Origin of the sequence: Synechococcus sp. ROS8604 (assembly GCF_014279655.1) — a bacterium.
In the GTDB taxonomy this organism is placed as follows: domain Bacteria; phylum Cyanobacteriota; class Cyanobacteriia; order PCC-6307; family Cyanobiaceae; genus Synechococcus_C.
Window position 1 is genome coordinate 779,521 of the sequence record NZ_CP047946.1, and the last position, 23,212, is coordinate 802,732.

The window sequence follows — 23,212 nt, forward strand, 5'->3', positions numbered from 1 at the left end:
GCTTGAACCGCTGCAGTCGATTGCATTATGGGGCTGTGTATCGCTTTTGCCGACAAAAGAGATACAGGAACTTGATTGTCACCATCGTTTTTGGCCCGATCAGGTCAACGATTGCAGACTTTTTACGGAGCTGCTTTTTTGGGCTTGGGCCGTAACTTCAGTTCAGGTTGGCTTGGGTCACTGAGATCCAGCCCTTCGCTTGAAACGCCGACCAGGCTGGGAGGAAGGCTTTGCGTGAGTTGGGCAATCGTTTTGAATTGCTGATCTAAGAGAGCGTCATTGGCGCCGAGATAAACAAGGCCAAAGGTCTCAAAGCGCAAACTGACCCCACCGGCGGGTTCTACAACAATTGCTTTCAGTGGTCGACCGAGTTGGTCTCGTTGTTGAAGGATGCGGGCGATGACGGCCCGTCGATTGGAAATCCAGCCTTCGACTTTCACAGCGCTTGCAGGCTTTTTCCCTTTCCTGACTAAATCTATCGGAATCCACTGAGCCTCGCGATCCACCATTCCCCGCTCGATTCCATCGGGCCCCACGCGGGTGGCAGCCGCGATGGGTCGGCGTTCAACGAGTTGGATGTCGAGGCCTGGAGGGAGAAGACGCCGCTGAACGGAAACCCCCTGCACGGGAAGCTTCTGCATCAATTTGGTCTCGATCTGACGCGGCTCAAGGCTCAGCAGTGATTGAGGAAAGGAGAGGCCTGCAGCCTTCATCACCACGTTTTCGTTTATGCGCGCGCTTCCACTGATCTGGATTTGCGTAGCGGATCGCAGGCTCCAGCCCAGGGTCAGCAATAACCAACTCAATCCCGTGGCGGTGAGGAGAAAAAAAACAAGTCTCCACAATTGAATCAGGCGTTCTTGCCTGCGCTCCTGACTCAGCCTTCGACGCCGTTTCACGCCAGGGGGAAGGGGGCCTTGGCCATTGCGTTTGCCGAGCTTGCGGCCCTTCTTACTGGAAGCGTCTGTGCTCACAAGTCGCAGCGTGCACGAGACATGAGCTGATCCATCCAACGTCGGGCACGATCGGCATCCGCAAAGGGCACGTCGAGCTGACGACCATCCCCGATCAGCCTGAGACGGCAGCGACCTTGCGATTCGCTGGCCAGCGGGGCCTCCCCTGATGCCAAGGCCATGAGTTCGACTAGTTCAAGGCCCTTGATCACAAAGTGCCCCTCCTCTTGAAAAGATCCAGCACTGAAGCTGCTCCAGCGCAGTTTTCCATCCTTGAGAAGTGCTGCGCCGCAGCCATCGAGTTTGGCCAACTCCGACCCTTCGCTCCAGGTTCGGAACAGATTTTGACGACGGCGCTCCAGCCACCCCAGTGCTACAAGCAACACAAAGGCGACGAGCAGCGGAAGCCAGAGCAGACCTTCAATCATCGCTTGTCTGGATGTTGATTCATTCTCGCGCCGTGTGGACCAGCTGGGCCACTAGGTCGGGTAAAGCGACACCACTGGCCTCCCAAAGCATGGGATACATGCTTTGGGAGGTGAATCCAGGCAGGGTGTTGATCTCGTTGAGCCAGACCTCACCTGTTTGTTCGTCGTAAAAAACATCCACCCTTGCCAAGCCATAGGCGTGAACAGCCGTACAGGCTTGCAGGGCAATCGCTTGTATTTGAGCGCTCACCTGGTCGGGAAGTGGGGCTGGAATCAACGTTTGGCTGCAGCCCACGGTGTATTTGGTGTCGTAGTCATACCAATCGGCCTCAAAGCTGATTTCACCCACAACGGAAGCCTTGAGCTGTTGCCGTCCGAGGACGGCGCATTCCAACTCGCGAGCGGAGACGCCACGCTCCACGACGAGTCGGCTGTCATGGCGTGCCGCTTCCCGCAAGCCTTCAAGCAGTTGGTCTCGATCACGGGCTTTGCTGATCCCTACCGATGAGCCCATGTTTGCTGGTTTGACAAAACACGGATATCCCAATTCCGCTTCGATCCTGGCGACCAGTTTGTTTTGTTGTTCAGAGTGATGGAGGTCTGCAGCGTTCAGACCCACATAGGGGACTTGGGGGAGGCCTGCGGCGGCGAAAGCGGCTTTCATCGCCAGTTTGTCCATTCCAACGGCTGAACCGAGCACGCCGGAGCCCACATAGGGCTGCCCCATCAGGGTGAATAACCCTTGCACGGTGCCGTCTTCTCCATTGGGACCATGCAGCACCGGGTACCAAACATCCACGCGATCGTTGTCGATCGGCAGGGAACGGAAGCCCGCTGGCGGTAGGGGCTGGGGAAGGCTTTCCTCTGCAGGTGCTTGCTTTTGCTCAAGAACGCTGAGGGCAATGCGCTCGGGCCACCACCGTCCCGCCTGATCGATGTACAGCGGAACCACCTCAAAGCGATCTCGATTGCCCCCCGCTTGAAGGGCGTTGATCACCGTGATGGCCGAGCGAATCGACACGGCATGCTCACCGGATGCTCCTCCGAACACCACACCAATGCGAAGGGGAGACGAGGGCATGGTGTGGCTGTTCATTCAAGACATGAACCCGAAAGGTATCAGTTGCTCACCGGTGTGCCAGTGAGGGAGAACGAGCGAACTTGATCGATGCGGACATCAACCAGATCTCCTGCACGATGCGTGATGCCATTGGCGGATTCAGCGGAGAAAAAGGTCAGCCTGTTGGTGCGCGTCCGCCCCATCAGTTGGCTGGGATCTTTGGGATTGATTCCCTCGGCCAGCACTTGCTCGATCCGACCGGCGTAGCGAGCGTTCCGCTCTTTTGCCGTGGATTCCACAAGCGCATTGATCTCTTGTAGGCGTGCCACTTTGACGTCTTCCGAGAGCTGGTTTTTCCAGTCCGCCGCTGGTGTGTTGGGCCTTGGTGAATAGGCGGCTGTGTTCACTTGGTCGAAGCCAATCTCTTCAATTAACGCCAGGGTGCGTCTGTATTGCGCATCGGTTTCTCCGGGGAACGCCACGATCACATCCGCACTGATGGCGGCATCGGGCATGCGATCGCGAATGCGATCAATGATGCGCCGGTAACGCTCAACGGTGTACCCCCGGGCCATGGCTTTTAGAAGCTCGTTATCACCGCTTTGGAAGGGGATATGAAAGTGTTCGCATACTTTCGGCAATTCAGCGCAGGCATCAATCAAGCGCTCGGTGAAATATCTCGGGTGGCTCGTGGCAAAGCGCAGGCGTTCGATGCCCTCCACGTCGTGCACCTGGTAGAGGAGATCCGTGAGGGTGTGTTGGCGACGGCCCTCGGCGGTGATGCCCGGTAGATCGCGGCCATAGGCATCGATGTTTTGGCCGAGCAGGGTGATCTCTTTGAACCCACGCGCGGCCAAGCCCACCATCTCCAGCTTGATGGCCTGGGGCAGCCGCGATTGTTCTTTGCCGCGCACGGAAGGCACCACGCAGTAGGTGCAACGCTCGTTGCAGCCGTAGATCACGTTGACCCAGCCGCAGATGTTGCTGTCCCGGCGGGCAGTGGTGATGTCTTCGAGGATGTGATGGTCTTCCGTCGCGACCACCTGTTGTCCAGCCTCGACTTGTGTGAGCAGGGTCTCGAGGCGGTTGGCATGCTGGGGTCCCATGACCAAATCCAGCTCTGGCACTCGGCGCAGTAGGGATTCGCCCTCTTGTTGCGCGACGCAGCCAGCCACGATCAAGGTGAGATTCGGATTGGTCCGCTTGCGGATGGCTTGACGACCTAAGTAGCTGTAAACCTTCTGTTCGGCGTTGTCGCGAATGGTGCAGGTGTTGTACAGAACGAGATCAGCGTCGAGTTCAGCATCGGCTTCCTGGTAGCCCATGGTTTCCAGGATTCCTGCCATCCGCTCCGAATCGGCCTTGTTCATCTGGCAGCCAAACGTGGTGATCCAGTAGCTGCCGCGTTGCTGCTCGTCCCGAGTGGAGGATGCAGGGGTCTTGGCAAGACTGGGGTTGACGGGACTGGAGAGGGCCAAAGCGGGTGGCGATCCTGGAGACCGACGACGGTGAAATCTTCTTTTAGTGTGGGCCACGGCCAGCTTGTGCCAGCTTGGGGATTGGCGTATTCGGGCGATGGGCTGGTCTCTTCGGCGCTTTTCTCTCACAAAAGCGGTACCTCTCGCGATTAGCCGCGGAACCACTGCCCAGGTGGAGCACCTCGAGCTCACCTTCAGCATGGATGGCTATAGCGGCCGCGGCGAAACGGGGGGATTTGATACGGGGCATCGGGCCTTCAGCACCGATCAGCTGGCCTTGGAGCTTGAGGCTTTGCTGCCAAAACTGGGCGATGTGGACCCTGCTGATCGCCAGCAACTCGCTCCTTTGCTGCAGCCGTTGTCGCCCCCGGCTCGTTGTGCGGTGGATCTCGCCCTTTGGGATTGGTGGGGCCAACGGCTCGAACAACCGGTTTGGCGCCTGTTCGGTCTCGATGGCCATCGCCCTGTGGCCACCAGCGTGACCTTGGGGCTTGGTTCGGTCGATGCCGTTCTCAGCCGCCTTCAGCGTTGGTGGCGGCAGCTACCTGCAACACGCATCAAGCTCAAACTTGGCAGTGCTGATGGCTGCGATCACGATCGAGCGTTGTTGGAGGCCGTGGCCCAGGCCCTGCAGGAGCAGGCCCAACAGCAGCAGCAGCCGATGGAGCTTCAAGTGGATGCCAACGGGGGCTGGAGTCTTGATCAGGCAAAGGCGATGCAGACATCCCTGCACCAGGCAGGGGTGGTGTTGCTGGAGCAGCCGATGGCGGCCTTGCTCGATCCCGATCGAGATACGGCTGCTTTTGCGGCGCTCAAGCCCCATTGCGCCATGGCCCTTGTGGCCGATGAAAGCTGTTGGGATTTACAGGATTTGTTGCGCCTTGCCCCCCACGTGGATGGGGTGAATCTCAAGTTGCTGAAAAGTGGCGGGCTCAGTGAGGCGTGGTTGATGGCTCAGGTGGCTCAGCGCTTGGATCTGAATCTGATGATTGGCTGTTATTCCGACAGCGTCTTGCTCAATGGGGCGGCCGCCCAGCTGCTGCCCTTGATCCGCTGGCCCGATCTCGACAGCCATCTCAATCTTGTGGATGACCCCTATCAGGGGCTCGATCTCGTAGGAGATCAACTGCGAGCGCCAGCGGCGGCTGGGTTGGGGATCAGCCGCGCCTCATGACAACAAGCACGTCCTCTTATACCTGTTCTTAAAGCCGCGTTTTAAACCCCTCACTTGTGCGTTGTTGCTGCAAAGTCTTGCTAAAGGCTTAAGCAAGAGTTGGCAGCTTTGTTCTGCTCAACTCTGGTCGTCATGGCAACGGAATTGGCGTGAATCAGCACTGTCCTGAGGGGTTTGAACAGTTGCCTGTGCTGCTTCTTCAGCACGGTGGTCTGTCGTCCCTCACCGGCAAGACAGGCCTTGCCATGTTGCGCCATCGACGGGGGCCGATCGCAGCGGTCATTGACCCTGACCATGCCAACGGTTCCCTTGAAAAGATCACAGGGATTGCGCGCAAGGTGCCGATTGTGGGCGACCTGGCTGCGGCCTTGCCTTATGGCCCCGCGGTTGCCGTGGTGGGCTTGGCTCCCTCCGGTGGAGTGTTGCCCGGCCCGGTGCGACGGGATGCCTTGGCCGCGCTGCAGGCCGGGTTAAGCCTGGCCAGTGGTTTGCACACGCAGTTGGCAGAGGATCCGGACTTCAAGGCGGCCTGTCATGCCGGCCAATGGATCTGGGATTTACGCCAGGAGCCCCCCAGCGTGCAGGTGGGTCAGGCACGCGCTGCCGCGCTTTCCTGCCAGCGCGTTTTAGCCGTGGGAACCGATATGGCGGTGGGAAAGATGAGTGCCTGTTTGGCCCTTCAAGCGGCGGCAGAACGCCAGACGCTGGAGTGCCGTTTTGTGGGAACCGGTCAGGCTGGAATTTTGATCAGCGGTCGCGGTGTGCCTTTAGATGCGGTGCGGGTGGACTATGCGGCCGGTGCGGTTGAAGCGGCTGTTCTTGAAGCCGGGTTGGGGTTGTCAGCACAGGATTTGTTGGTGGTGGAAGGGCAAGGTTCCCTCTGTCACCCCGGCTCGAGTGCCACGCTTCCCTTGATGCGCGGCAGTCAGCCAACGGCGTTGCTGATGGTGCATCGGGCGTGTCAGTCCACGATCGGGCGTTTGCCTGAGGTGCTCCTGCCCCCGTTGAAGGAGTGCATCAGCCTTTGTGAGTCGTTGGCGGCGGTCGCCCGCCCGCAAGGCTCAGGCCCCCCACCGAAAGTCCAAGCCGTTGCTCTCAACACAGCTGAGTTATCGCCAGAGGAGGCGCAGAGATCGATCGAGTCTTGTCAAGACGCTCTAGGGCTTCCCTGTGATGACCCCATCCGCAATCGTGCAGACGGCCTTCTCAAGGTCTTCCTTAATCGTTGAGGGCGGATGAGGGGATTCGAACCCCCGGATGGCGGCACCACAAGCCGCTGCCTTAACCACTTGGCGACACCCGCCGTGTCAGGTAAGAATCTACCAATTCACCCAAACCCTTCTGGAGACGCTCATCGGCCCTTTCCGCAAGCCATCGGCCAATGCAGTGGCCGCCGTACTGGCATTCGCCGCTTCTGGCGTGGCACTCGCCCTATCCAACCCCTCCTCAGAAGAGTTCAAGAGCTATGCAGGAGCTCAACTCGTCTCCGTGATCAGCGACGAGTTATGTGGCGGTGCACTGCCGATGGTGCTGCAGCTTTGGGTTAAAGATTGCCCCCGCTTGATTCGTGATCAGGAGCCTGCGTTGGCGGAGCTTGCGGGTCAATTCAGCCGTCGTCTCAACCTTGGCCTGGCCAGCATCTACACCACCGAGCTTGGTGGACAGGACTTACTCCCCGCCTTGCGACTTCCTGAGTATTCGGTCACGACCCTCGCAATCGCCGGGCAATTTGTCATCCTTCAATCCAGCAGTGACGACGGCAAGATCGAATGATTCCTCGTTTTGGAGATGGCACGCTCCGTGCCTGGATTCCAAGGGGATTGGTCGAACTGGATCATGAGGGCGTTGGGACGCCAGCGCCGATCACGCGCGCCGATGGCCTATGTGCTGTGCAGGTGTTCTGGCGTGACGGACGGATTGTGCAAGTGCAGCCGCTTGTTGACGGGGCAGCGGAACCGGAGGGGATGTTGCTTCCCCGTCTGTTGGAACCGCATGCACATCTTGATAAAGCGTTCAGCTGGAGCGGCTACCCCAACCTCAGGGGCACCTACGCCGGAGCGATGGCGGCCAATCTCAGAGAACATCAGAGCCGAACTCTGGAGGTGGTTCAAGAGCGCTTTGAGCACGCCATGTCATTGGTTTGGCGCCATGGTCTGCGCGCTGTGCGCACCCATATCGACAGCCTTGGGCCTGGAGCTGCGTGCAGCTGGGACGCCATTCTTGAGGGTGCTTCTCGTTGGCAAGATCGGGTCATGGTTCAGCCGGTGGCGCTGGTTCCGGTCGAGCATTGGGGCAGCAAAGAAGGACGACAGCTGGCGGCTCGGGTGGCTGCGGCCGGTGGGTTGCTGGGTGGTGTGATCAGCCCCCCCTGCTCGGGGCGTGCGCCTCGCCAGGCGCTCCGCAACCTTTTGGCGCTTGCTGATCGGCATGGATGCGGGGTGGATTTGCATATCGATGAAGCCAGTTCTGAGCCTGCTGCCGGCTTGTTTCAACTGATGCGCGTGCTCAAGCGGACGACCGTTTCCGTGCCGATCACCTGTAGCCATGCCAGCAGCCTGTCGCTCCTAAGAGCCCCTGTCTTGCAGCGGCTTGCTGAACGGATGGCACATCACAACGTTCAAGTGGTGGCTCTCCCCCTAACCAATGGCTGGTTACTGGGTCGGCAGGATTTCGCGACGCCTCTGCGGCGACCCTTGGCTCCGATTCGTCAGTTGCAGCGGGCGGGTGTGTGTGTGGCTGTCGGCGGTGACAACGTGCAGGATCCATGGTTCCCGGCTGGCAACTTTGACCCTTTGGCGTTGATCGCAGCGAGCTTGGCCCAGGCCCAGCTGGCGCCTTGGGAGCGCTTGGGGCTTTCGCCCTTCACAACGGCGGCGGCCCGATTGATGCAGATGGAGTGGGATGGGGTGATCCGGGCGGGTGCCCCTGCTGATGCGATGCAGCTCTCCGTTCAAAGCTGGGCGGAAGCCTTGGCGGCACCTCCGCAGCGCCGGCTGTTGGTGCGTGGGGTGTGGGTGCAGGATTAAAGCTAAGGACGACCTTCACCCCCTTTCATCCCCGTTCACCACAACGGTTTCCTTGAGCAATAGCCTCTCTCTCACTCCAAGCCAGTCCTGAATCGCCATGGGTTTCGATGCTTTGCACCACGAGCTGGCAGCCATTGCCGATCTCAGCTTGCTGATCAGCCCAGCGGATTTAGGTCGCTATTCCCGCGACGCCTACGACTACTCACCGGTGCTGCGGGAACAGCTCAGCCAATGCCGTGCCGATCTTGTTGCCAGTGCAGCTTCCGTGCAGGCGGTGCAAGCGGTGGCCGCGGCCTGCCATCGCCATGGCGTGCCCTTGACCTTGCGTGGAGCGGGAACGGGAAATTACGGCCAAAGCGTGCCCCTGAAAGGGGGCGTGGTGCTCTTGATGGATGCTTTGCGCGAGGTGCGTTCCATCGATCCGGTTTCGGGAGTGTTGACGGTGGAATGCGGTTGTTTAATGCGTGACCTCGACCGCGCCTTGGCCGTTCATGGCCGGCAGTTAAGGCTGTTTCCAAGCACCTGGCGCAGTGCCACGATCGGCGGCTTTATCGGCGGCGGATCCGGGGGGATCGGTTCGGTGCGCTGGGGATTTTTGCGCGATCCTGGCCACCTCCTCGGCCTGGAGGTGGTGACGATGGAGGTCTCGCCACGGCTGTTGCAACTGGAAGCCGCGGAGGCGGAAGCCTTGAATCACGCCTATGGCACCAATGGCATCATCACGGCGCTCACCCTCTCCTCGGCGGCGCGGGTGGCGTGGCATGAGGTTGTGGTGGACTGTGCCGACTGGACGACGGCGGTGGAGCTGGCCCAGCGTTGCGGTCGAGCGGCCGTTGAGTTGAACCTCTGCACTGTATTGCAGGCGTCCATCGTCGAGCATCTGCCGTCGTGGAGTGGTTCCCCGCGGGGACAGCACCGGCTGCTGCTGTTAGTTGCCCCCGATGGGGTGAGCACGATTGAACGCCTGGCGCGCTCTGTTCAGGCGGAGATGCACGTGCTTGGCCAAGAGGACGACCATCAGGGCAATGGTCTGCGGGAGTTGAGCTGGAATCACACAACCCTGCATCTGCGCAATCACGATCCGAATTGGACCTATCTGCAGATGCTTTTGCCCCAGCCTGAACTGGGCTGCATGGAGGTGCTCCAGAAGCGCTGGGGAGATGATCTCGTGTGGCATCTCGAGGCCGTGCGTCAGCAGGGGGCCTTTCGATTGGCGGCTCTGCCATTGGTCTACTGGAGAGGGGCGCAGGCTCTTCAGGATTTAATCGATGACTGTCTGGCCCAGGGGGCGTTTGTGTTCAACCCCCATGTGATCACCGTGGAGGGAGGCGGCCTGGGTGTGATTGATGGCGATCAGGTCGCAGCGAAGCACCGCCACGATCCTGATGGCTTGCTCAACCCGGGAAAGCTTGGTGGTTTTCCCGCATGATCAGCAGTCCAGGCTGTCGCGGGTGGCGACACCGCTGCTGGGATTGACGCCATCAGCGTCCTGACAGAGGCGGCGCTGATCTTCCCGATCCAACAAGGCATCCGTGAAATCAGCCCCTTCGATGTCTGCGCCGGCAAAGCTGCTCCCGGCCGCAATCACGCCCTGGAGCAAGGCATCGCGAAGATCCGTTTTGGAGAAATCGGCACGATCCATCAGTGCATCACTGAGATTGGCACCATGGAAATTCGCTTCTGGGAATTCCGCTTGCGTAAAGATTGTTCCCTGCAGGTTGGCGTCGCTGAAATCAGCACCCCTGCCCGTCGCACCGGCGAAGGATGTATTGACGAGGTTCTGACCGTGGAAGTCACCGCCACTCTGGTTGGTCAGGGTGTAATCCACCCGCTCTTGAAAGAGCGCTCGATCCTGAAGCCCCACACCGGTGGAGGTGTCGAGAGCAATCACAGGGAAAGGCAGAGCTGTCATGAGCGCCAGGAGAGCTAGCGCGAAGAGGGAGCCCAGAATCTGGTGGCGCATGACGGGTGCATCAAAAGCTGACCTCACTCTGCCGTTCCTCCGTTCGTTCTGAAGCGAGCCCTGAACTTCTAGGCCTCTTTCAGCACCCCTTCCGCCAACAACGCGCCAATCAAATACAAGGAGCCTGCAATCACAGGCGTTGGCATCGGCCTGTTTGCAGTCTTCTTCGAAAGGCTGATGAGCACGTTCTCCACGCTTGAGGCGCTCCTCAGTTGCTGCGCATGCCTTGGGCAGATCTCGTTCAACATGTCGGCTGTCCAGCTCAGATGCCCTGGCACCGGCACGATCCAGGCTTCATCGTCTGGCTCCAGCAACAGGTTGAGCATCTCTGGGGCTTGCTTGTGGCGTTGAATGCCAAGAATCCAGATCTGCTGATGCCCTGGCTGGCTCCAGCCACCACGCTCGAGCGCGAGCTGCTGAGCCGCATCGGGGTTGTGGGCCCCATCCACACGCACAGAGTGGTGCTTCCACTGCAGTGTTTGAAGCCGACCAGGCCAACGGGCTTGGGCCAGCCCCTGCCGGATCTGCGCCTCTGAAATCGAGCTGCCAAGGGCATTCATGCGTCGCAGCGCTGCACGGGCCACGGCTCCGTTTCGCCGTTGCAGGTGTCCAGCTAACCCCAGTTCCCAGTCCTCTGATAGGGGCTCCACCCACTCCAGGGTTGCGCCCATCTCTTGGCTGCGTTCCTCCAAGACCTGGGCGACCGCCTCGTGTTGAGGGGCACTGACCACGTGGGCCCCAGGGCCGATCACCGCTGCTTTTTCGCTGCTGATCGCCGTTAAGGAGTGCCCGAGATGCTCGCAGTGATCCATGCCGATCGAGCCAATGGCGATCAGAGGTCGATTGGGATGGGCCGTTGTGGCATCCAGCCGCCCTCCAAGACCTGCTTCCAGGACGAGCCAATCGAGGGCGTTGGCTTCAAAGTGGACCAAGGCCGCGGTGATCAGCTGCTCGAACGGGGTCAGGTTGTGCTGCCGCGCCAACGCTTGGAGTTGTTTTAAACGTTGGCGCAGTTGGGGGAGTTCGATCGGCTGCTTATTGATGCAAATCCGCTCACACCAACTGATCAGATGGGGAGAGGTGGTGAGGCCAGAGTTCAAACCTGCTGCTGTCAGGCCGCTGTGAATCATGCAGGCGATCGAGCCTTTGCCATTGGTGCCCACCACCTGAACGGCGGGAACATCAACGCAGGGGTTGGCTAAATCAGACAGTGCCCTTTGCATTCGCTCAAGGGATAGATCCATGCCCCGCTGCTCAAAGGGGGAGATCAGGTCCGCTAACTCATCGATGGGATCAGCCTTGGAGCGGGTCACGCGTTCAACTGTTCCAGCGTGCGTTCCAGGCGGGAGAGCAGCGCCTTCACCTCCCGGCGATCGATCACGAGGGGAGGAACCATCCGCACCACTTTCGCTCCAGCTGGAACGAGCAACAGTTTTTGCGCTAACGCTGCTTTGACAACGTCAGCAGCAGTGAGATCGCAGTCTTCTCGTAGGACCAAACCCTGCAGCAAGCCCCACCCTCGGGCGTCCTGGAGTTGTTGAGGAAAGCGTTGAATGAGCTGGTGGAGTCCTGCACTTAATTGCTCGCCCCGTTCTGACACGTTGCGCAGCAGCTGCCTCCGTTCCAATTCGCGGGCGACGGTGAGGCCAGCGCGACAAGCAAAGGGGTTGCCTCCAAACGTGCTGGCGTGATCTCCAGGTGCAAACAGGTCGGCGTGTTGGCTGGTCAGCAGGGCCCCGATCGCATGGCCACCTCCGAGCCCCTTCGCCAAGGTGATCACATCGGGTTGGACATTCAGTTGCTCGTAGCCCCAGAGCCGGCCGCTACGACCCATTCCCACTTGAACTTCGTCAAAGATCAACAGGATGTTGCGTTCATCGCAGTGGCGACGGATCGCACGGAAGACATCGGGATCGCCAGGATTCACACCGCCCTCGCCTTGGAGCGGTTCGATCAGCACAGCGCAAACCCTGGGGCCATGGGCCTCCAGGCGGTTTAAAAGCTGTTCAAAGCTCTGGATGTCGTTGTAGGTGAAGGTCTCAAATCCCTCCACCATCGGCTCAAACCCCACGTGGTAGCGAGGTTGTCCAGTGGCGCTTACCGCTGCCAATGTGCGGCCATGGAAGCTTGCTGCCGCCGTCAGGATGATGGGGCGCTCGATCCCCCGCCGTTGATGGCCATGTTTGCGGGCCAATTTGATGGCGGCTTCATTGGCTTCCGCCCCGGAATTGCAGAAGAACACACTGTCGGCGCAACTGTTGTTCACTAGCCAGCGGGCTAGCTCTTCCTGCTCAGGAATCTGATAAAGATTGGAGACGTGCTGCAGGCGGCTGAGCTGATCCTTCAACGCCCGGCGCATGGCGCGGTTGCTATGGCCGAGGGTGCAGGTGGCAATTCCAGCGACGGCATCGAGGTAGCGATCGCCTTTGTGATCACGCACCCAACAGCCATTCCCACGCACCAGGGTGAGCGGGTAGCGGTTGTAGGTCCCCATCACGGCAGTGGAAGGCTGCTCAGTGATGCCAGTGGTTTGGGGGGGAGTTTTTACCATTTCGCCCGACTGTTGACCCGTGGCCTTCGCGCTTCTATTGAAGCTGACCGCTTCACTCATACAGGTGGTCGGACTTGAACCGACAAGGGTTGCCCCGCCGCATTTTGAGTGCGGTGCGTCTACCAATTCCGCCACACCTGCTATTTCGCGTCTCTTGACGCTCAAAGTCCTTCAAAGGATTGAGGACTCACTCAATACCCTACACGTTTTGCCCCTAGGCCCTATGAGCGCCTGGTCAATTTGGCTCCAGCCCTGCCCAGCTTTGCTTCAATATCGGCATACCCACGGTCGAGGTGCTCGAGTCCGCTCACTTGAGACGTCCCCTTCGCCACGAGCGCTGCCAACACCATGGCAGCTGAAGCTCTGAGATCGGTTCCACTCACTGGAGCGCCGCTGAGAGTTGAGACCCCTTCCACAACGGCGGTGTTGCTTTGAACCCTGATGGAGGCACCCATGCGCTGCAGCTCTGCGACGTGCTGCATCCGGTTCTCGTAGATCTTCTCCGTAATCACACTGGTTCCCTGTGCTGTGGCCAGTAAGGCCATGAACGGTGCTTGTAGATCGGTGGGAAAACCAGGGAACGGTTGGGTAGTGATGTCGATGCCCCGGATGTCTCCGGGTGTGATCGTGATCCCTTCGTCATCGATGTCGAGTTTGCAGCCGCAGTCGCGCAGCTTTTGCAGAACGGCACTGAGATGGTCGGGAATGACAGGAGCCACTCTCAGTTTTGAGCGGGTGATGGCAGCAGCGAGCAGGAAGGTTCCGGCCTCAATGCGGTCGGGAATCACCGTGTAGTCGCAACCGTGGAGTTGATCCACACCTTCCACGGTGATGGTGGGTCCGCCGGCTCCGCTGATCTTGGCGCCCATGGCAATCAGCAAGTTGGCGAGATCCTGAACCTCTGGTTCTTGAGCCGCATTCGAAATCACGCTCGTGCCTTTCGCCAAGGCTGCAGCCATCAAAATGGTTTCTGTCGCGCCCACGCTGGGGCAATCCAAAACGATCTCTGCCCCTTTGAGACGTTGTTCAACACCTGGGATCGAGGCGGCAATGATGCCGTGCTCCACGTTCACCACGGCTCCCAGCGCTTTCAACCCACGGATATGTTCCACAACAGGACGTGCACCAATGCGGCAACCCCCTGGTAGGGGCACCCTGGCCTGTCCCATGCGAGCGAGAAGCGGGCCGATCGCAAAAAAGCTGGCGCGCAGGCCGTTCACCAATTCGTAGGGAGGCTCTGCTCCTGTCATTTGATGGGCATGAAGATGAACCACCTCTCCTTTGCGTTGAACGTTTACGCCCAGACAAGAGAGGATGTCTGCCATTCCGCCGATATCGGTGAGCGGGGGAACGTTGCGGAGGGTGAGGGGCTCTACGGTGAGGAGTGAAGCTGTCATCAGCACGAGAGCTGAATTTTTCGCACCGCTGACGCGCAGCTCTCCACACAATTTTTCTCCACCATCGATCACGAGGTGCGGCTTGAGAATGCCTTGAGACGCAAGAGCCGCTGCCTTCATGCCCGTGGTTACTAAATTCACGACCATCTTGACCATCAAGGATGAGACCGTCTAGACGGCCGGCCCTCAAACTGGTTCTTTAGAGCCCCGATCGTGACTGTGACTCCAAAGCTAATGTCGTATGGTCTTCAGGTCACGTTTGTGACTCCAGCGGTTGTGGCGGAATTGGTAGACGCGCATGTTTCAGGTACATGTGTCTTCGGACGTGGGAGTTCAAGTCTCCCTAACCGCATTAGCTTGACTGGGTCAGGACTCCCAACTCTTTCATGATTGTGCTCAAGATCGCCAACTCATCGGAGGTAGTGGCTTCCAAAGTTGGGAAGTTCATCGAATTTTTGACTCCGGATTCCGTGGATCAATCCACGGTGGAAGACCAAGTCATTAAGAAGTTGGTTGAGAATTTGGCGGCTGAAGGGATTAAGGGGGAGATCGCTGCGGTTCAAGGCATTGACCTCAACGGCAATGACCTGAATCTTCGCGATGGAATGAAGGTGCGTAAGCACACCAGCTTCTGATTCCGTGTCTTTTGACGATCAGTCAGAGGAGCTGATCACCAGTCGCCGCAATCCTTTGGTGCGACGACTTCGTTCGTTGTCCTCCCGTTCAGGGAGAGCTGAACATGGTGTTGTCTTGCTGGAGGGAACGCATCAAATACAAGAACTTCGGACCCATCTTTGGCCGGATTCTGTTGTCCTTGATGTTGTGGCCACTCCCGCTTGGTTGAACACCCATGCTGGCTTGATTCGCGCTTTGCCGGGATCTGTGCGAGTGCAGCGGATCAGTGATGAAGCCTTGCAAGCGGGATTAACCACGGTTCAGCCCGATGGTGTGGCCTGTTTGCTGCCATTGTCTTGCTTGCCTTCAGCCGTAGCCGCTCCCGAGTTTGTGCTGGCGCTGGATCGCATTCAGGATCCAGGCAACCTCGGAACCCTGCTGCGCACCGCACGGGCCGCCGACATCCAGCAGGTTTGGTGTGCCTCCGGTGCTGATCCCTTGGCCCCAAAGGTGGTGCGATCCTCAGCTGGTGCGATTTTGAGCTTGCCGGTCGAGCGCTTTGGCCCTGATCCGACGGAAGGCGTCGTTCAACTCGCGGAACGATTGAGGCAAGTGCGCGATGCTGGACTTCAAATCGTGGCCACTTTGGTGCCAGATGCCGCGGCAGAACGACGCGTTCAGCCCTATTGGGAGCTGGACTGGACGCTGCCCACGGTGCTCCTGCTCGGCAACGAAGGAGCCGGTCTGGACCCGTTGTTACAGGACTGCTGCTCCGCTGGTGTGACCCTGCCCCACAGCGCAGCTGTGGAATCTCTCAATGTGGCGGCTGCTGCGGTCCCTCTGCTTTTGGAGAGGCGACGGGCGAGAATGACGCCTTCAACGCAGAAGATCGGGTGAGCGACGCCAGTTTCGACTTCGATGTGATTGTCATTGGCGCCGGATATGGCGGCTTTGATGCAGCCAAACATGCAGCCGATCATGGCCTCAAGGTGGCCGTCCTTGAATCCCGCGACATGGGAGGCACCTGCGTGAACCGTGGCTGTGTCCCCTCAAAAGCCCTGTTGGCAGCGAGTGGTCGCGTGCGCGAGCTGGCGGATGCTGAGCATCTCGCAGGGTTTGGCATCCATGCGGCTCCCGTGCGTTTTGAGCGCAAGAAGATTGCTGATCACGCCAATCAATTGGTGGCCACGATTCGGGCCAATCTCACCAAAACCTTGGAGAGGGCAGGGGTCACCATCCTTCGTGGTCAAGGTCGGCTTGAGGGACCTCAACGCGTTGGGGTGCGTGAGCTCAGCGGGGTGGACCGGGTCTTAACGGCACGGGATGTGATCTTGGCTACGGGCTCGGATCCGTTTGTCCCCCCGGGCATCGAAACGGATGGGCGCAGCGTGTTCACCAGCGACGAGGCGGTCAATCTGGAATGGCTGCCGCGTTGGATTGCCATCATTGGTAGTGGCTATATCGGACTGGAATTTGCCGATGTCTACACAGCTTTGGGCTGTGAAGTCACGATGATTGAGGCCTTGGATCGGGTGATGCCCACCTTTGACCCTGATATCGCCAAGATTGCAGCCCGCAAATTGATCGATGGCCGCGATATTGATGCGCGCTCTGGGGTTTTGGCGAAATCGATTCAACCCGGATCCCCCGTGCAAATTGAGCTGGTTGATATGAAAACCAAAGAGCCGGTTGAGACCTTGGAAGTGGATGCGGTGCTCGTGGCGACAGGGCGTGTGCCCAGCAGCAAGCATCTCAACCTCGAATCCGTGGGAGTGGAGACCAATCGGGGATTTATTCCCGTGGACGACAGCATGCGCGTGTTGGTGAACGGTGCTCCGCAGGCCCATCTCTGGGCCGTTGGTGATGTCACCGGCAAGTTGATGCTCGCTCACACGGCCGCGGCACAAGGCTCGGTGGCTGTCGACAACATTCTTGGTCATCCCAGGCGAATCGATTACCGCAGCATCCCGGCCGCGACCTTCACGCACCCTGAGATCAGTTCTGTGGGCTTATCGGAAGCCGATGCCAAGGAGCTTGCAGGAGAGGAGGGCTTTGAGCTGGGCACGGTTCGCAGCTATTTCAAAGCCAATTCCAAAGCGCTTGCCGAATTGGAAAGTGATGGCCTGATGAAGTTGCTGTTCAACAAAACCAGCGGGGAGGTCCTGGGGGCGCATATCTACGGTTTGCATGCCGCTGATTTGATCCAGGAGATTGCGAATGCAGTGTCTCGCCGTCAAAGCGTGACCCAACTCGCCAATGAGGTGCACACGCATCCAACGCTGAGTGAAGTGGTGGAAGTGGCCTATAAGCAAGCGGCTTCAGCGGTGGGGGCCTGAGTGATGGAGATCCGTCGTCGTCCGCCCAATCCCAAGGTGCAAGTTGCGCATCTGGAGTACGCCGTTCCTGATCAGGACGGCGAACCTCGCAACATCCTGGAAAAAATCGTCTGGGAGAAAGATCGCGAGATCGCTATTGCCCGTGAGCGCATGCCCTTGGAGCAGTTGCGCCGCAAGGTGGCTGAATTGCCCCCAGCCCGTGATTTCCTGGCCGCTTTAAGGACTGCAGCCGTCACGCCTGCCGTGATTGCGGAGGTGAAAAAAGCCAGTCCCAGCAAAGGGGTGATTCGAGAGGATTTCGATCCAGTGGCGATTGCCAAGGCTTATGCCGCCGGTGGAGCGAGCTGTCTTTCGGTGCTCACCGATAAAGCCTTCTTTCAGGGTGGTTTCAATGTGTTGATTGAGGTGCGCGATGCCGTGGACCTTCCCCTGCTTTGTAAGGACTTCATCCTTAGCCCTTATCAGCTGTATCAGGCGCGGGCGGCGGGAGCCGATGCCGCCCTTCTGATTGCAGCGATCCTGTCCGATCAAGATCTGGCTTACTTCTCCAAGGTGGCCGCAGCCCTTGGTCTCACGGTTTTGGTGGAGGTGCATGACGCGGAAGAGTTGCAGCGGGTGCTGGCCCTCGGTGGATTCCCCTTGATTGGAATCAACAATCGGGATCTCGCCAGTTTTGAAACCGATTTAGCGACCACAGAAACGCTCACGGCTCAGTTCTCTGCGCAACTGGCGGAGCAGCAGATCCTGTTAGTGAGTGAATCTGGACTGTTCCATCGCGCTGATCTCGATCGGGTTCAAACCGCTGGAGCCCAGGCTGTTTTGGTGGGTGAAGCCCTGATGCGCCAAGCGGATGTGCAGGCAGCACTCCAAGCGCTGATCCATGGTTGAATCAGCACCAGCCATCCGTGAATCGCTTGCCCCGGATCTCCGTCCGGCAGAATTGCTAGATCTTGGGGTCGCGACTTGCTGATCACTGTTCTGACGGGCTTCGCGGCAGGTGCTGTGCACGTGGTTGGTGGTGCTGATCATCTGGTCGCGATGGCCCCCTTTTCGCTGAGGCGTCCGTTGCAGGCCGTGAAGTCAGGATTGGCTTGGGGCGGAGGCCATTCCCTTGGAGTGGTGTTGCTCGGCATTGTTGCGATTTTTTTTAAAGATCTGATCCACGTCGAAAGCATGTCGGCATGGGCTGAATTTTTAGTGGGGGTGTCGTTGCTTGTGATTGGCGCTCTTGCGATTCGAACCGCGTTTGGCTTGGAGTTGCACACCCATGACCATCACCACGATGGTTCGGCCTTGCATCGCCATCTTCATGTGCACCTCCGCGGTCAGAACAACCATCGCCGCCATGCGCATGCGGCATCGGGCCTTGGCTTGCTCCATGGACTGGCGGGTGCCGGGCATCTGTTGGCCGTGATCCCAGCGCTTGCCTTGCCGGTTCATGGGGCGATTCTGTATTTGCTGGCCTATTTGTGCGGATCGATGGGCGCCATGCTCGCTGTGGTGAGCTCACTCTCCATGCTCACGATGCGGAGCAGCGCCCGTTTCCTGCCGCTGTTGGTGGGCTGCACCGGCGGGCTGTCGGTCGTGACCGGAGCGATTTGGCTCCAAAAAACATCAGCGGTCTTGTTCTGATGCTGTGGTCACGAGTGCCACCACTTCTCCGACCAAGCATTCCTTAGGAACACATCCCCATTGCCGGCTGTCTGTGCTGGCATCTGGGCAGTCACCAAGGATGGTGAGCTGGGTGTCCTCCACAGCGTGCAAGCGTTTGATCACCTGGCGTGAAGGCTGCTGCGGATGAAGGTAAACGACGATGGCACCGATACCGATGGCGGGGAAGGCTGCGTGCTGATCGAATGGCCGCACGATGACGCGGTCCTTGGGCTTCAGCGTTGGCCACATCGAATATCCCTCCACTTGCATCACCCGTCGACGCCCACAAAAAAGCAGCAGTAGGTCGAGAAGACCAACTGCTGCCAGGGGTTTTTGAAGGTCTGATGAAAAGCTCAGAACCCGACTCAGGAGGCGGTGACCCAAGCGTCCGTGCGGCCTTTGGACTGCCAGAACATGCCGTGGATTTTCTCAACAGCGGCCATCAACTCCTCAGCCTTGCCTTGATCGATGTGCACTTTGCAGGCGCTGCAGAGCTTTGCGGCTTTCCAGAACGTGTCGTGAAGGTCGGGGAATGTCGCCAGGTGCTCAGGCTTGAAGTAGTCGGTCCAAAGGATCAAGAGTTCTTTCTTGGTCTTCTGTGCCTCTTCTTCCTTGATGGCAACGAAGCGGGAGAAGGTGTTGTTGTAGGTGGCAAGAGCTGCTGCATTTCCAGCAGCAGGGGCTTCCAACGCTTTGAGCTTTTTGGTCATCGAGAGCACTGCTTCAGCGGCAACACGAGCTGAAGCAGGGTCATAGACGCCGCAGGGTCCGTCGCAGTGGGCTTCAACGGTGGAGGCGGGCAAGGAGCGAACGATCGCTGATAGAGCCGAGCGAAGCATCGGGTTTGAAACAGAATTTTCGGTTCGATAAGCCTACCTATGGACCACCGTCCAATGGCTCACCTTTTGATGTCCAGTAGCTCGACTTCAAAAATCAGGGTTGCGTTCGGAGGAATCACGCGGCCAGCACCACGCTTGCCGTAGCCGAGGTCAGGGGGAATCACGAGCTTGCGCTTTCCGCCCACTTTCATGCCTTGGACGCCCTCATCCCAACCCTTAATCACCCGGCCGGCCCCAAGCGGAAACTCAAACGGGGTGCCGCGGTCGTAGCTGGCATCAAATTGTGTGCCGTCTTCGAGGGTGCCGCGGTAGTTCACCACCACGTTCTGTCCCGAGCTCGCCACATCACCAGTGCCGACAACGAGGTCGGTGATTTTCAGGCCACTGGCGGTGACTTGAGGCTTCTCGGCTTCCATCGGTCCGCCGAGCGCTGAGGCATCAGCGATGTTGGTATCGGGAGCCATCGCAAACAAGGTGGGGTTGGGGTTGTCGGGGTCGAGTTCCATCGGATTGGCCACGGCCTGAACGACAGCCGCTTGGACAGTCGTCGCATTGCTGCTGGCCATGGTGGATGGCGTTGCCGCGATCACCGTGGAGGGCGACACCAGTTGACTGATGAACGCCACCATCAGACAGGACACAAACACAGCGGTGCTGATCAAGATCTCGCGCACAGAATTTTGCTCGATTGAATCCAAGTCTGGCAGTTCATTCCTCGCGCTCTTTTTGGCGCAACTGCTGCTCAAGGCGATCGATTCGTCCCCGCAGCTCATCCAGTTCGCGCTGACTGGCTAAGCCGAGGTCTTGAATGATGTGGTCGCGGTTGCGTTCAAGGTTGCGGCCCATCTGCTGTTCGAGTTCTGGGGTCTCGCCGCGCAAAGCCTTCAGCACATCGTCCACTAAGGCCGAGGCATGGGTTGAATCAAGGCGGCCGCTGCTGACCCATTCCTGGGTGACGTAACGGAGCCGATCGGCAACCAGGGTGGTCGTGCCGAGCCCGCGAAGAAGGAGCTGTTGCAGGGGATTAGCGGTATCCATAGCCGTACGGGTGCATTCCGATTCAGGATGGCTTGATCTCCCGCCACTGACCATGGGCAATGACCGATCCCTGGTGCTTCTGCAGGGGCTGTTGGGGGGACTGCTTGCAGGGGTTGCCCTCACCCTGTCGGGCCCTTGGTGGATGGTGCCGGCCCTGGCGCTGCTCTGGGCTGCGTCCCGCAGTTCTCTCGCCTCGGCGATCTGGGGTGGAGTGGCTGTCCTGGTGAGTCACCGCTGGTTGCTGGCGTTACACCCCCTGATGTGGATCGGTGTTCCCGCTTGGCTCAGCCTGCCGGTGGCGGTTGGGATCTGGTTGGCCTGCGCCCTGCTGGCAGCGCTGCTATTAGCCTGTTGGAGTGCCCTTGTGAATCGCCTGCCCTTGCGAGGCAGCTTCACCGATGCCGTGTTGGCCGCGGCTGTGTGGGGATTGGTGGAAGTGGCCCTATCGCAAAGTCCTGTGTTTTGGATCGGTGTCGGTGGCAGCGTGCTCCCTGCCGACCCCCCGTTGGCTGCCCTGAGTCGTTGGATCGGTGAGGGCGGACTGGCGGCCCTGCAACTGCTGCTCGGCTGGTGGCTGTGGCGTTTGCTGACGCTGTCCCGGCGTGAGTCGGGTTGGCCGAGACTGCTGTCCGGCGGCTTGCTGAGCCTGTTGGTTCTGCATGGGCTGGGGGCCTGGCTGCTGCAGAACCCAGTCAGGTTGGGTGCCGAATCCGATCGAGCGGAGTTCAGTGTTGGCCTCTGGCAACCGGCGATTCCCACCCGCGAAAAATTTTCTGCGCAACGTCAACGGGAGCTGCCCGGACGGCTACAAATGGCGCTTCAAGAGGCCGATGCCGCTGGTGCGGACTGGCTGATGGCACCTGAGGGCACGTTGCCACTTCATGGTTCCCTGATGGCACCGGCCCCGATTCCACTGATGAGTGGAGGGTTTCACTGGTCGCGGGGACGTCAGCACAGCGCCATGGTTTTGGTGGAGGCTGGCGGCACCACTCCGGTGTCCTCGCTGGATAAGCATCGCTTGGTGCCATTGGGGGAGTGGGTGCCGGCCTGGCCAGGTCTCAGCGGCCTCTCTGCCATCGGTGGCCTGGAGGCGGGTGAGCCCTCCCGGCTTTGGCGCTGGGGCGGTCCACCCGCTGCTGTGGCCATCTGCTACGAGATCAGCAACGGAGCAGCCTTGGCTCGCGCCGTGGCTGAGGGGGCGGAGTGGATCCTTGCGGCAGCCAACCTGGACCCCTACCCAATCCTTCTTCAGCAGCAGTATTTGGCTTTGGCCCAGCTGCGCAGTTTGGAATCGGCCAGACCGCTCTTGTCAACGGTGAATACAGGGCCAACGGCCATGATCCGCGCTGATGGTCAGATGGCAGAACGCCTGGCCGCGTTTGATCCAGGTCTTTTGCTGGCGCCGTTGCAACCTCGCAAGGGTTTGACGGGATACGTGCGCTGGGGAGAGGCGCCTCTGTGGTTGATGGTCGGCGTGTCGTCGCTGCTGTTGGTCAGATCGGCGAGTCGATCAGGCCTCCGCCCAGCACGACCTCGCCGTCGTAAAACACCGCCCCTTGACCAGGAGTGATCGAAAACTGTGGCTCTTGAAAGCTGAGCTTGCAGCGATGAGGGCGCTCTCCGGCCCGATCGGCGGCATTGGCTTCGATGCAGGTGAGATAGGCCGCCACGGGTTCGCTGCGGTAACGCACTTGCACCTCCACCTCCATGGCTGAACCGAGCGGGGGCGGGGCGATCGAGACCCAATTCACAGCGCCAACCTCGCAGCCAGTACGACCGGCTTCTGCCCTTGTGGCGACGACAACCTGGTTCATGGCGGCATCGAGCTTCACCACGTGGAGCGGCTCACTCCAGGCAATGCCTAATCCTTTGCGCTGGCCGATGGTGAAGTGTTCGATGCCGTCGTGCTGTCCAACCACCGTTCCGTCTTGCAGCACGATTTCACCGTCCCTTGGGGGAAGGTAGGCATCGAGGAAAGCGCGCATGGAGCCGTGGTGATCGGCCAGGCAGAGGTCCTGACTTTCTGGCTTGTCTGCCGTGCGTAATCCGTGGCGGGCAGCCTCAAGACGGGTGTCGGCCTTGGTGAGTTCGCCGAGTGGGAAGACCACGCGCGCCAAAACGTCCTGGGGGAGGTCATAGAGGAAGTAACTCTGGTCTTTGCGGCTGTCCATGCCTCGCAGCAGCTTCCAGCGACCGTCGTCTCCGTCCAGACGGATGCGGGCGTAATGGCCAGTGGCGATCCTGGGGAGATGGCGTTCCCGTTCGGCCCAGGCGAGCATCGGCCCGAATTTTACCGACCGGTTGCACTTGGAGCAGGGGAGGGGTGTGATGCCAGCCCGGTAGCCATCCACCAAGCCTTGAACGATTTCACGAACGAACGTATCTCTTGAATCCACCACGTGGTGGGGCACGCCGAGCTGTTCACAGATTCCGGCAGCATCCACCAAGCCTTCGGCGCAACACGCTCCTTTCCCACTCATCAGCCAGAGCGTGAGGCCCTCCACCTCCCAGCCGGCCTCCACCATCAGGGCTGCGGTGAGGGAGCTGTCTACACCACCCGAAAGGCCGACGGCCACACGATGCTCACCGGGCCATTGGCGCAATCGCTCTAGGGCCTCGGCACCGGCTGGGGTTGCTGTGAGGGTGGTCATCTTGGCCTCGGCCGACATGGGCGGGCATCGCTGTCTGACTCCATAGTGAG

General features: G+C 59.6%; 24 protein-coding genes and 3 tRNA genes. 12 read left to right on the forward strand and 15 right to left on the reverse strand.

Annotated elements, in window-relative coordinates; genetic code table 11:
• Positions 1–122: 122 nt before the first annotated feature.
• Genes SynROS8604_RS04140 through miaB form a run of 4 tightly spaced genes read right to left on the reverse strand, consistent with a single transcriptional unit; the run spans position 123 to position 3,832 of the window.
• A complete protein-coding gene (locus SynROS8604_RS04140) occupies positions 123–974 on the reverse strand; it encodes a cell division protein FtsQ/DivIB (RefSeq protein WP_186545241.1) in 852 nt (283 codons plus the stop codon).
• Entirely contained in the window at positions 971–1,381 is a 411-nt protein-coding gene (locus SynROS8604_RS04145) for a hypothetical protein (protein WP_186545242.1), read from the reverse strand. The genes SynROS8604_RS04140 and SynROS8604_RS04145 overlap by 4 nt, the downstream gene beginning before the upstream one ends.
• Before the next feature lie 19 nt (positions 1,382–1,400).
• On the reverse strand, positions 1,401–2,462 hold the full coding sequence (locus tag SynROS8604_RS04150; protein ID WP_186545243.1) for a D-alanine--D-alanine ligase family protein: 1,062 nt from the start codon (positions 2,460–2,462) through the stop codon (positions 1,401–1,403).
• A 38-nt stretch (positions 2,463–2,500) separates the two neighbouring features.
• Positions 2,501–3,832, reverse strand: a complete 1,332-nt coding sequence (gene miaB / locus SynROS8604_RS04155) for a tRNA (N6-isopentenyl adenosine(37)-C2)-methylthiotransferase MiaB (protein ID WP_255445279.1) — start codon at positions 3,830–3,832, stop codon at positions 2,501–2,503.
• Between the two features lie 184 nt (positions 3,833–4,016).
• Here miaB and SynROS8604_RS04160 point away from each other — a divergent pair, with 184 nt between their 5' ends.
• Together SynROS8604_RS04160 and SynROS8604_RS04165 are read left to right on the forward strand one after the other, a co-directional pair.
• Entirely contained in the window at positions 4,017–5,093 is a 1,077-nt protein-coding gene (locus tag SynROS8604_RS04160; RefSeq protein ID WP_186545244.1) for an enolase C-terminal domain-like protein, read from the forward strand.
• 149 nt (positions 5,094–5,242) lie between these two features.
• Positions 5,243–6,322 carry a DUF1611 domain-containing protein gene (locus SynROS8604_RS04165; RefSeq protein ID WP_186545245.1) on the forward strand — a complete coding sequence of 360 codons (1,080 nt, stop codon included), beginning with the start codon at positions 5,243–5,245 and terminating at the stop codon, positions 6,320–6,322.
• 1 nt (position 6,323) lies between these two features.
• On the opposite strand, the gene SynROS8604_RS04170 is transcribed toward SynROS8604_RS04165, so the two are convergent.
• A tRNA-His gene (locus SynROS8604_RS04170) sits at positions 6,324–6,396 on the reverse strand.
• 83 nt (positions 6,397–6,479) lie between these two features.
• Here SynROS8604_RS04170 and SynROS8604_RS04175 point away from each other — a divergent pair.
• From SynROS8604_RS04175 to SynROS8604_RS04185, 3 genes are all read left to right on the forward strand, one after another.
• A complete protein-coding gene (locus SynROS8604_RS04175; RefSeq protein ID WP_186545246.1) occupies positions 6,480–6,866 on the forward strand; it encodes a DUF4359 domain-containing protein in 387 nt (128 codons plus the stop codon).
• On the forward strand, positions 6,863–8,119 hold the full coding sequence (locus tag SynROS8604_RS04180; RefSeq protein WP_186545247.1) for an amidohydrolase family protein: 1,257 nt from the start codon (positions 6,863–6,865) through the stop codon (positions 8,117–8,119). Before SynROS8604_RS04175 ends, SynROS8604_RS04180 begins: the two co-directional genes overlap by 4 nt.
• Positions 8,120–8,216: 97 nt before the next feature.
• Positions 8,217–9,548: an FAD-binding oxidoreductase gene (locus SynROS8604_RS04185; RefSeq protein WP_186545248.1), complete on the forward strand. Its 1,332-nt coding sequence runs from the start codon at positions 8,217–8,219 to the stop codon at positions 9,546–9,548.
• On the opposite strand, the gene SynROS8604_RS04190 is transcribed toward SynROS8604_RS04185, so the two are convergent.
• From SynROS8604_RS04190 to murA, 5 genes are all read right to left on the reverse strand, one after another.
• The gene (locus SynROS8604_RS04190; protein ID WP_006854617.1) at positions 9,549–10,082 is read right to left on the reverse strand and encodes a pentapeptide repeat-containing protein; all 534 of its coding nucleotides are present in this window, start codon (positions 10,080–10,082) and stop codon (positions 9,549–9,551) included.
• Between the two features lie 68 nt (positions 10,083–10,150).
• The gene (locus tag SynROS8604_RS04195; RefSeq protein ID WP_186545249.1) at positions 10,151–11,395 is read right to left on the reverse strand and encodes a folylpolyglutamate synthase/dihydrofolate synthase family protein; all 1,245 of its coding nucleotides are present in this window, start codon (positions 11,393–11,395) and stop codon (positions 10,151–10,153) included.
• Complete coding sequence (locus tag SynROS8604_RS04200; RefSeq protein WP_255445280.1) at positions 11,392–12,633, reverse strand: aspartate aminotransferase family protein; 1,242 nt, start codon at positions 12,631–12,633, stop codon at positions 11,392–11,394. Before SynROS8604_RS04200 ends, SynROS8604_RS04195 begins: the two co-directional genes overlap by 4 nt.
• Before the next feature lie 59 nt (positions 12,634–12,692).
• Positions 12,693–12,774: transfer RNA gene (locus tag SynROS8604_RS04205), tRNA-Leu, on the reverse strand.
• 80 nt (positions 12,775–12,854) lie between these two features.
• A complete protein-coding gene (gene murA, locus SynROS8604_RS04210) occupies positions 12,855–14,150 on the reverse strand; it encodes a UDP-N-acetylglucosamine 1-carboxyvinyltransferase (RefSeq protein WP_186545795.1) in 1,296 nt (431 codons plus the stop codon).
• Between the two features lie 150 nt (positions 14,151–14,300).
• Between murA and SynROS8604_RS04215 the strand changes: the two genes are divergently transcribed.
• The 6 genes from SynROS8604_RS04215 to SynROS8604_RS04240 all read left to right on the forward strand — a co-directional run bounded on the left by SynROS8604_RS04215 (position 14,301) and on the right by SynROS8604_RS04240 (position 18,613).
• A tRNA-Leu gene (locus SynROS8604_RS04215) sits at positions 14,301–14,382 on the forward strand.
• 34 nt (positions 14,383–14,416) lie between these two features.
• Positions 14,417–14,665, forward strand: coding sequence for a hypothetical protein (locus SynROS8604_RS04220; protein WP_186545250.1), 249 nt, complete (start codon positions 14,417–14,419; stop codon positions 14,663–14,665).
• Between the two features lie 4 nt (positions 14,666–14,669).
• A complete protein-coding gene (locus SynROS8604_RS04225; RefSeq protein WP_186545251.1) occupies positions 14,670–15,542 on the forward strand; it encodes an RNA methyltransferase in 873 nt (290 codons plus the stop codon).
• Positions 15,539–16,981, forward strand: coding sequence for a dihydrolipoyl dehydrogenase (gene lpdA, locus SynROS8604_RS04230; RefSeq protein WP_186545252.1), 1,443 nt, complete (start codon positions 15,539–15,541; stop codon positions 16,979–16,981). The genes SynROS8604_RS04225 and lpdA overlap by 4 nt, the downstream gene beginning before the upstream one ends.
• 3 nt (positions 16,982–16,984) lie before the next feature.
• Positions 16,985–17,869 (forward strand): indole-3-glycerol phosphate synthase TrpC, encoded by an 885-nt coding sequence (trpC, locus tag SynROS8604_RS04235; RefSeq protein ID WP_186545253.1) that lies wholly within the window; start codon positions 16,985–16,987, stop codon positions 17,867–17,869.
• 75 nt (positions 17,870–17,944) lie between these two features.
• Positions 17,945–18,613: a hydantoin utilization protein A gene (locus tag SynROS8604_RS04240; protein WP_186545254.1), complete on the forward strand. Its 669-nt coding sequence runs from the start codon at positions 17,945–17,947 to the stop codon at positions 18,611–18,613.
• Here SynROS8604_RS04240 and sodX read toward each other — a convergent pair.
• From sodX to SynROS8604_RS04260, 4 genes are read right to left on the reverse strand one after another with little or no spacing between them, the layout of a single operon-like run.
• The gene (gene sodX / locus SynROS8604_RS04245) at positions 18,596–19,018 is read right to left on the reverse strand and encodes a nickel-type superoxide dismutase maturation protease (RefSeq protein ID WP_255445181.1); all 423 of its coding nucleotides are present in this window, start codon (positions 19,016–19,018) and stop codon (positions 18,596–18,598) included. The two genes, SynROS8604_RS04240 and sodX, sit on opposite strands and share 18 nt — an antisense overlap.
• The gene (sodN, locus tag SynROS8604_RS04250; protein ID WP_186545255.1) at positions 19,000–19,473 is read right to left on the reverse strand and encodes a superoxide dismutase, Ni; all 474 of its coding nucleotides are present in this window, start codon (positions 19,471–19,473) and stop codon (positions 19,000–19,002) included. Before sodN ends, sodX begins: the two co-directional genes overlap by 19 nt.
• Before the next feature lie 59 nt (positions 19,474–19,532).
• Positions 19,533–20,147: an FKBP-type peptidyl-prolyl cis-trans isomerase gene (locus SynROS8604_RS04255; RefSeq protein ID WP_186545797.1), complete on the reverse strand. Its 615-nt coding sequence runs from the start codon at positions 20,145–20,147 to the stop codon at positions 19,533–19,535.
• A gap of 34 nt (positions 20,148–20,181) precedes the next feature.
• The gene (locus SynROS8604_RS04260) at positions 20,182–20,511 is read right to left on the reverse strand and encodes a phasin family protein (protein ID WP_006854605.1); all 330 of its coding nucleotides are present in this window, start codon (positions 20,509–20,511) and stop codon (positions 20,182–20,184) included.
• A gap of 52 nt (positions 20,512–20,563) precedes the next feature.
• On the opposite strand from SynROS8604_RS04260, the gene SynROS8604_RS04265 reads away from it, so the two are divergent.
• A complete protein-coding gene (locus tag SynROS8604_RS04265) occupies positions 20,564–22,081 on the forward strand; it encodes an apolipoprotein N-acyltransferase (RefSeq protein WP_186545256.1) in 1,518 nt (505 codons plus the stop codon).
• On the opposite strand, the gene mnmA is transcribed toward SynROS8604_RS04265, so the two are convergent.
• Entirely contained in the window at positions 22,005–23,180 is a 1,176-nt protein-coding gene (gene mnmA, locus SynROS8604_RS04270) for a tRNA 2-thiouridine(34) synthase MnmA (RefSeq protein WP_370586546.1), read from the reverse strand. The genes SynROS8604_RS04265 and mnmA overlap by 77 nt on opposite strands.
• Positions 23,181–23,212: the final 32 nt, after the last annotated feature.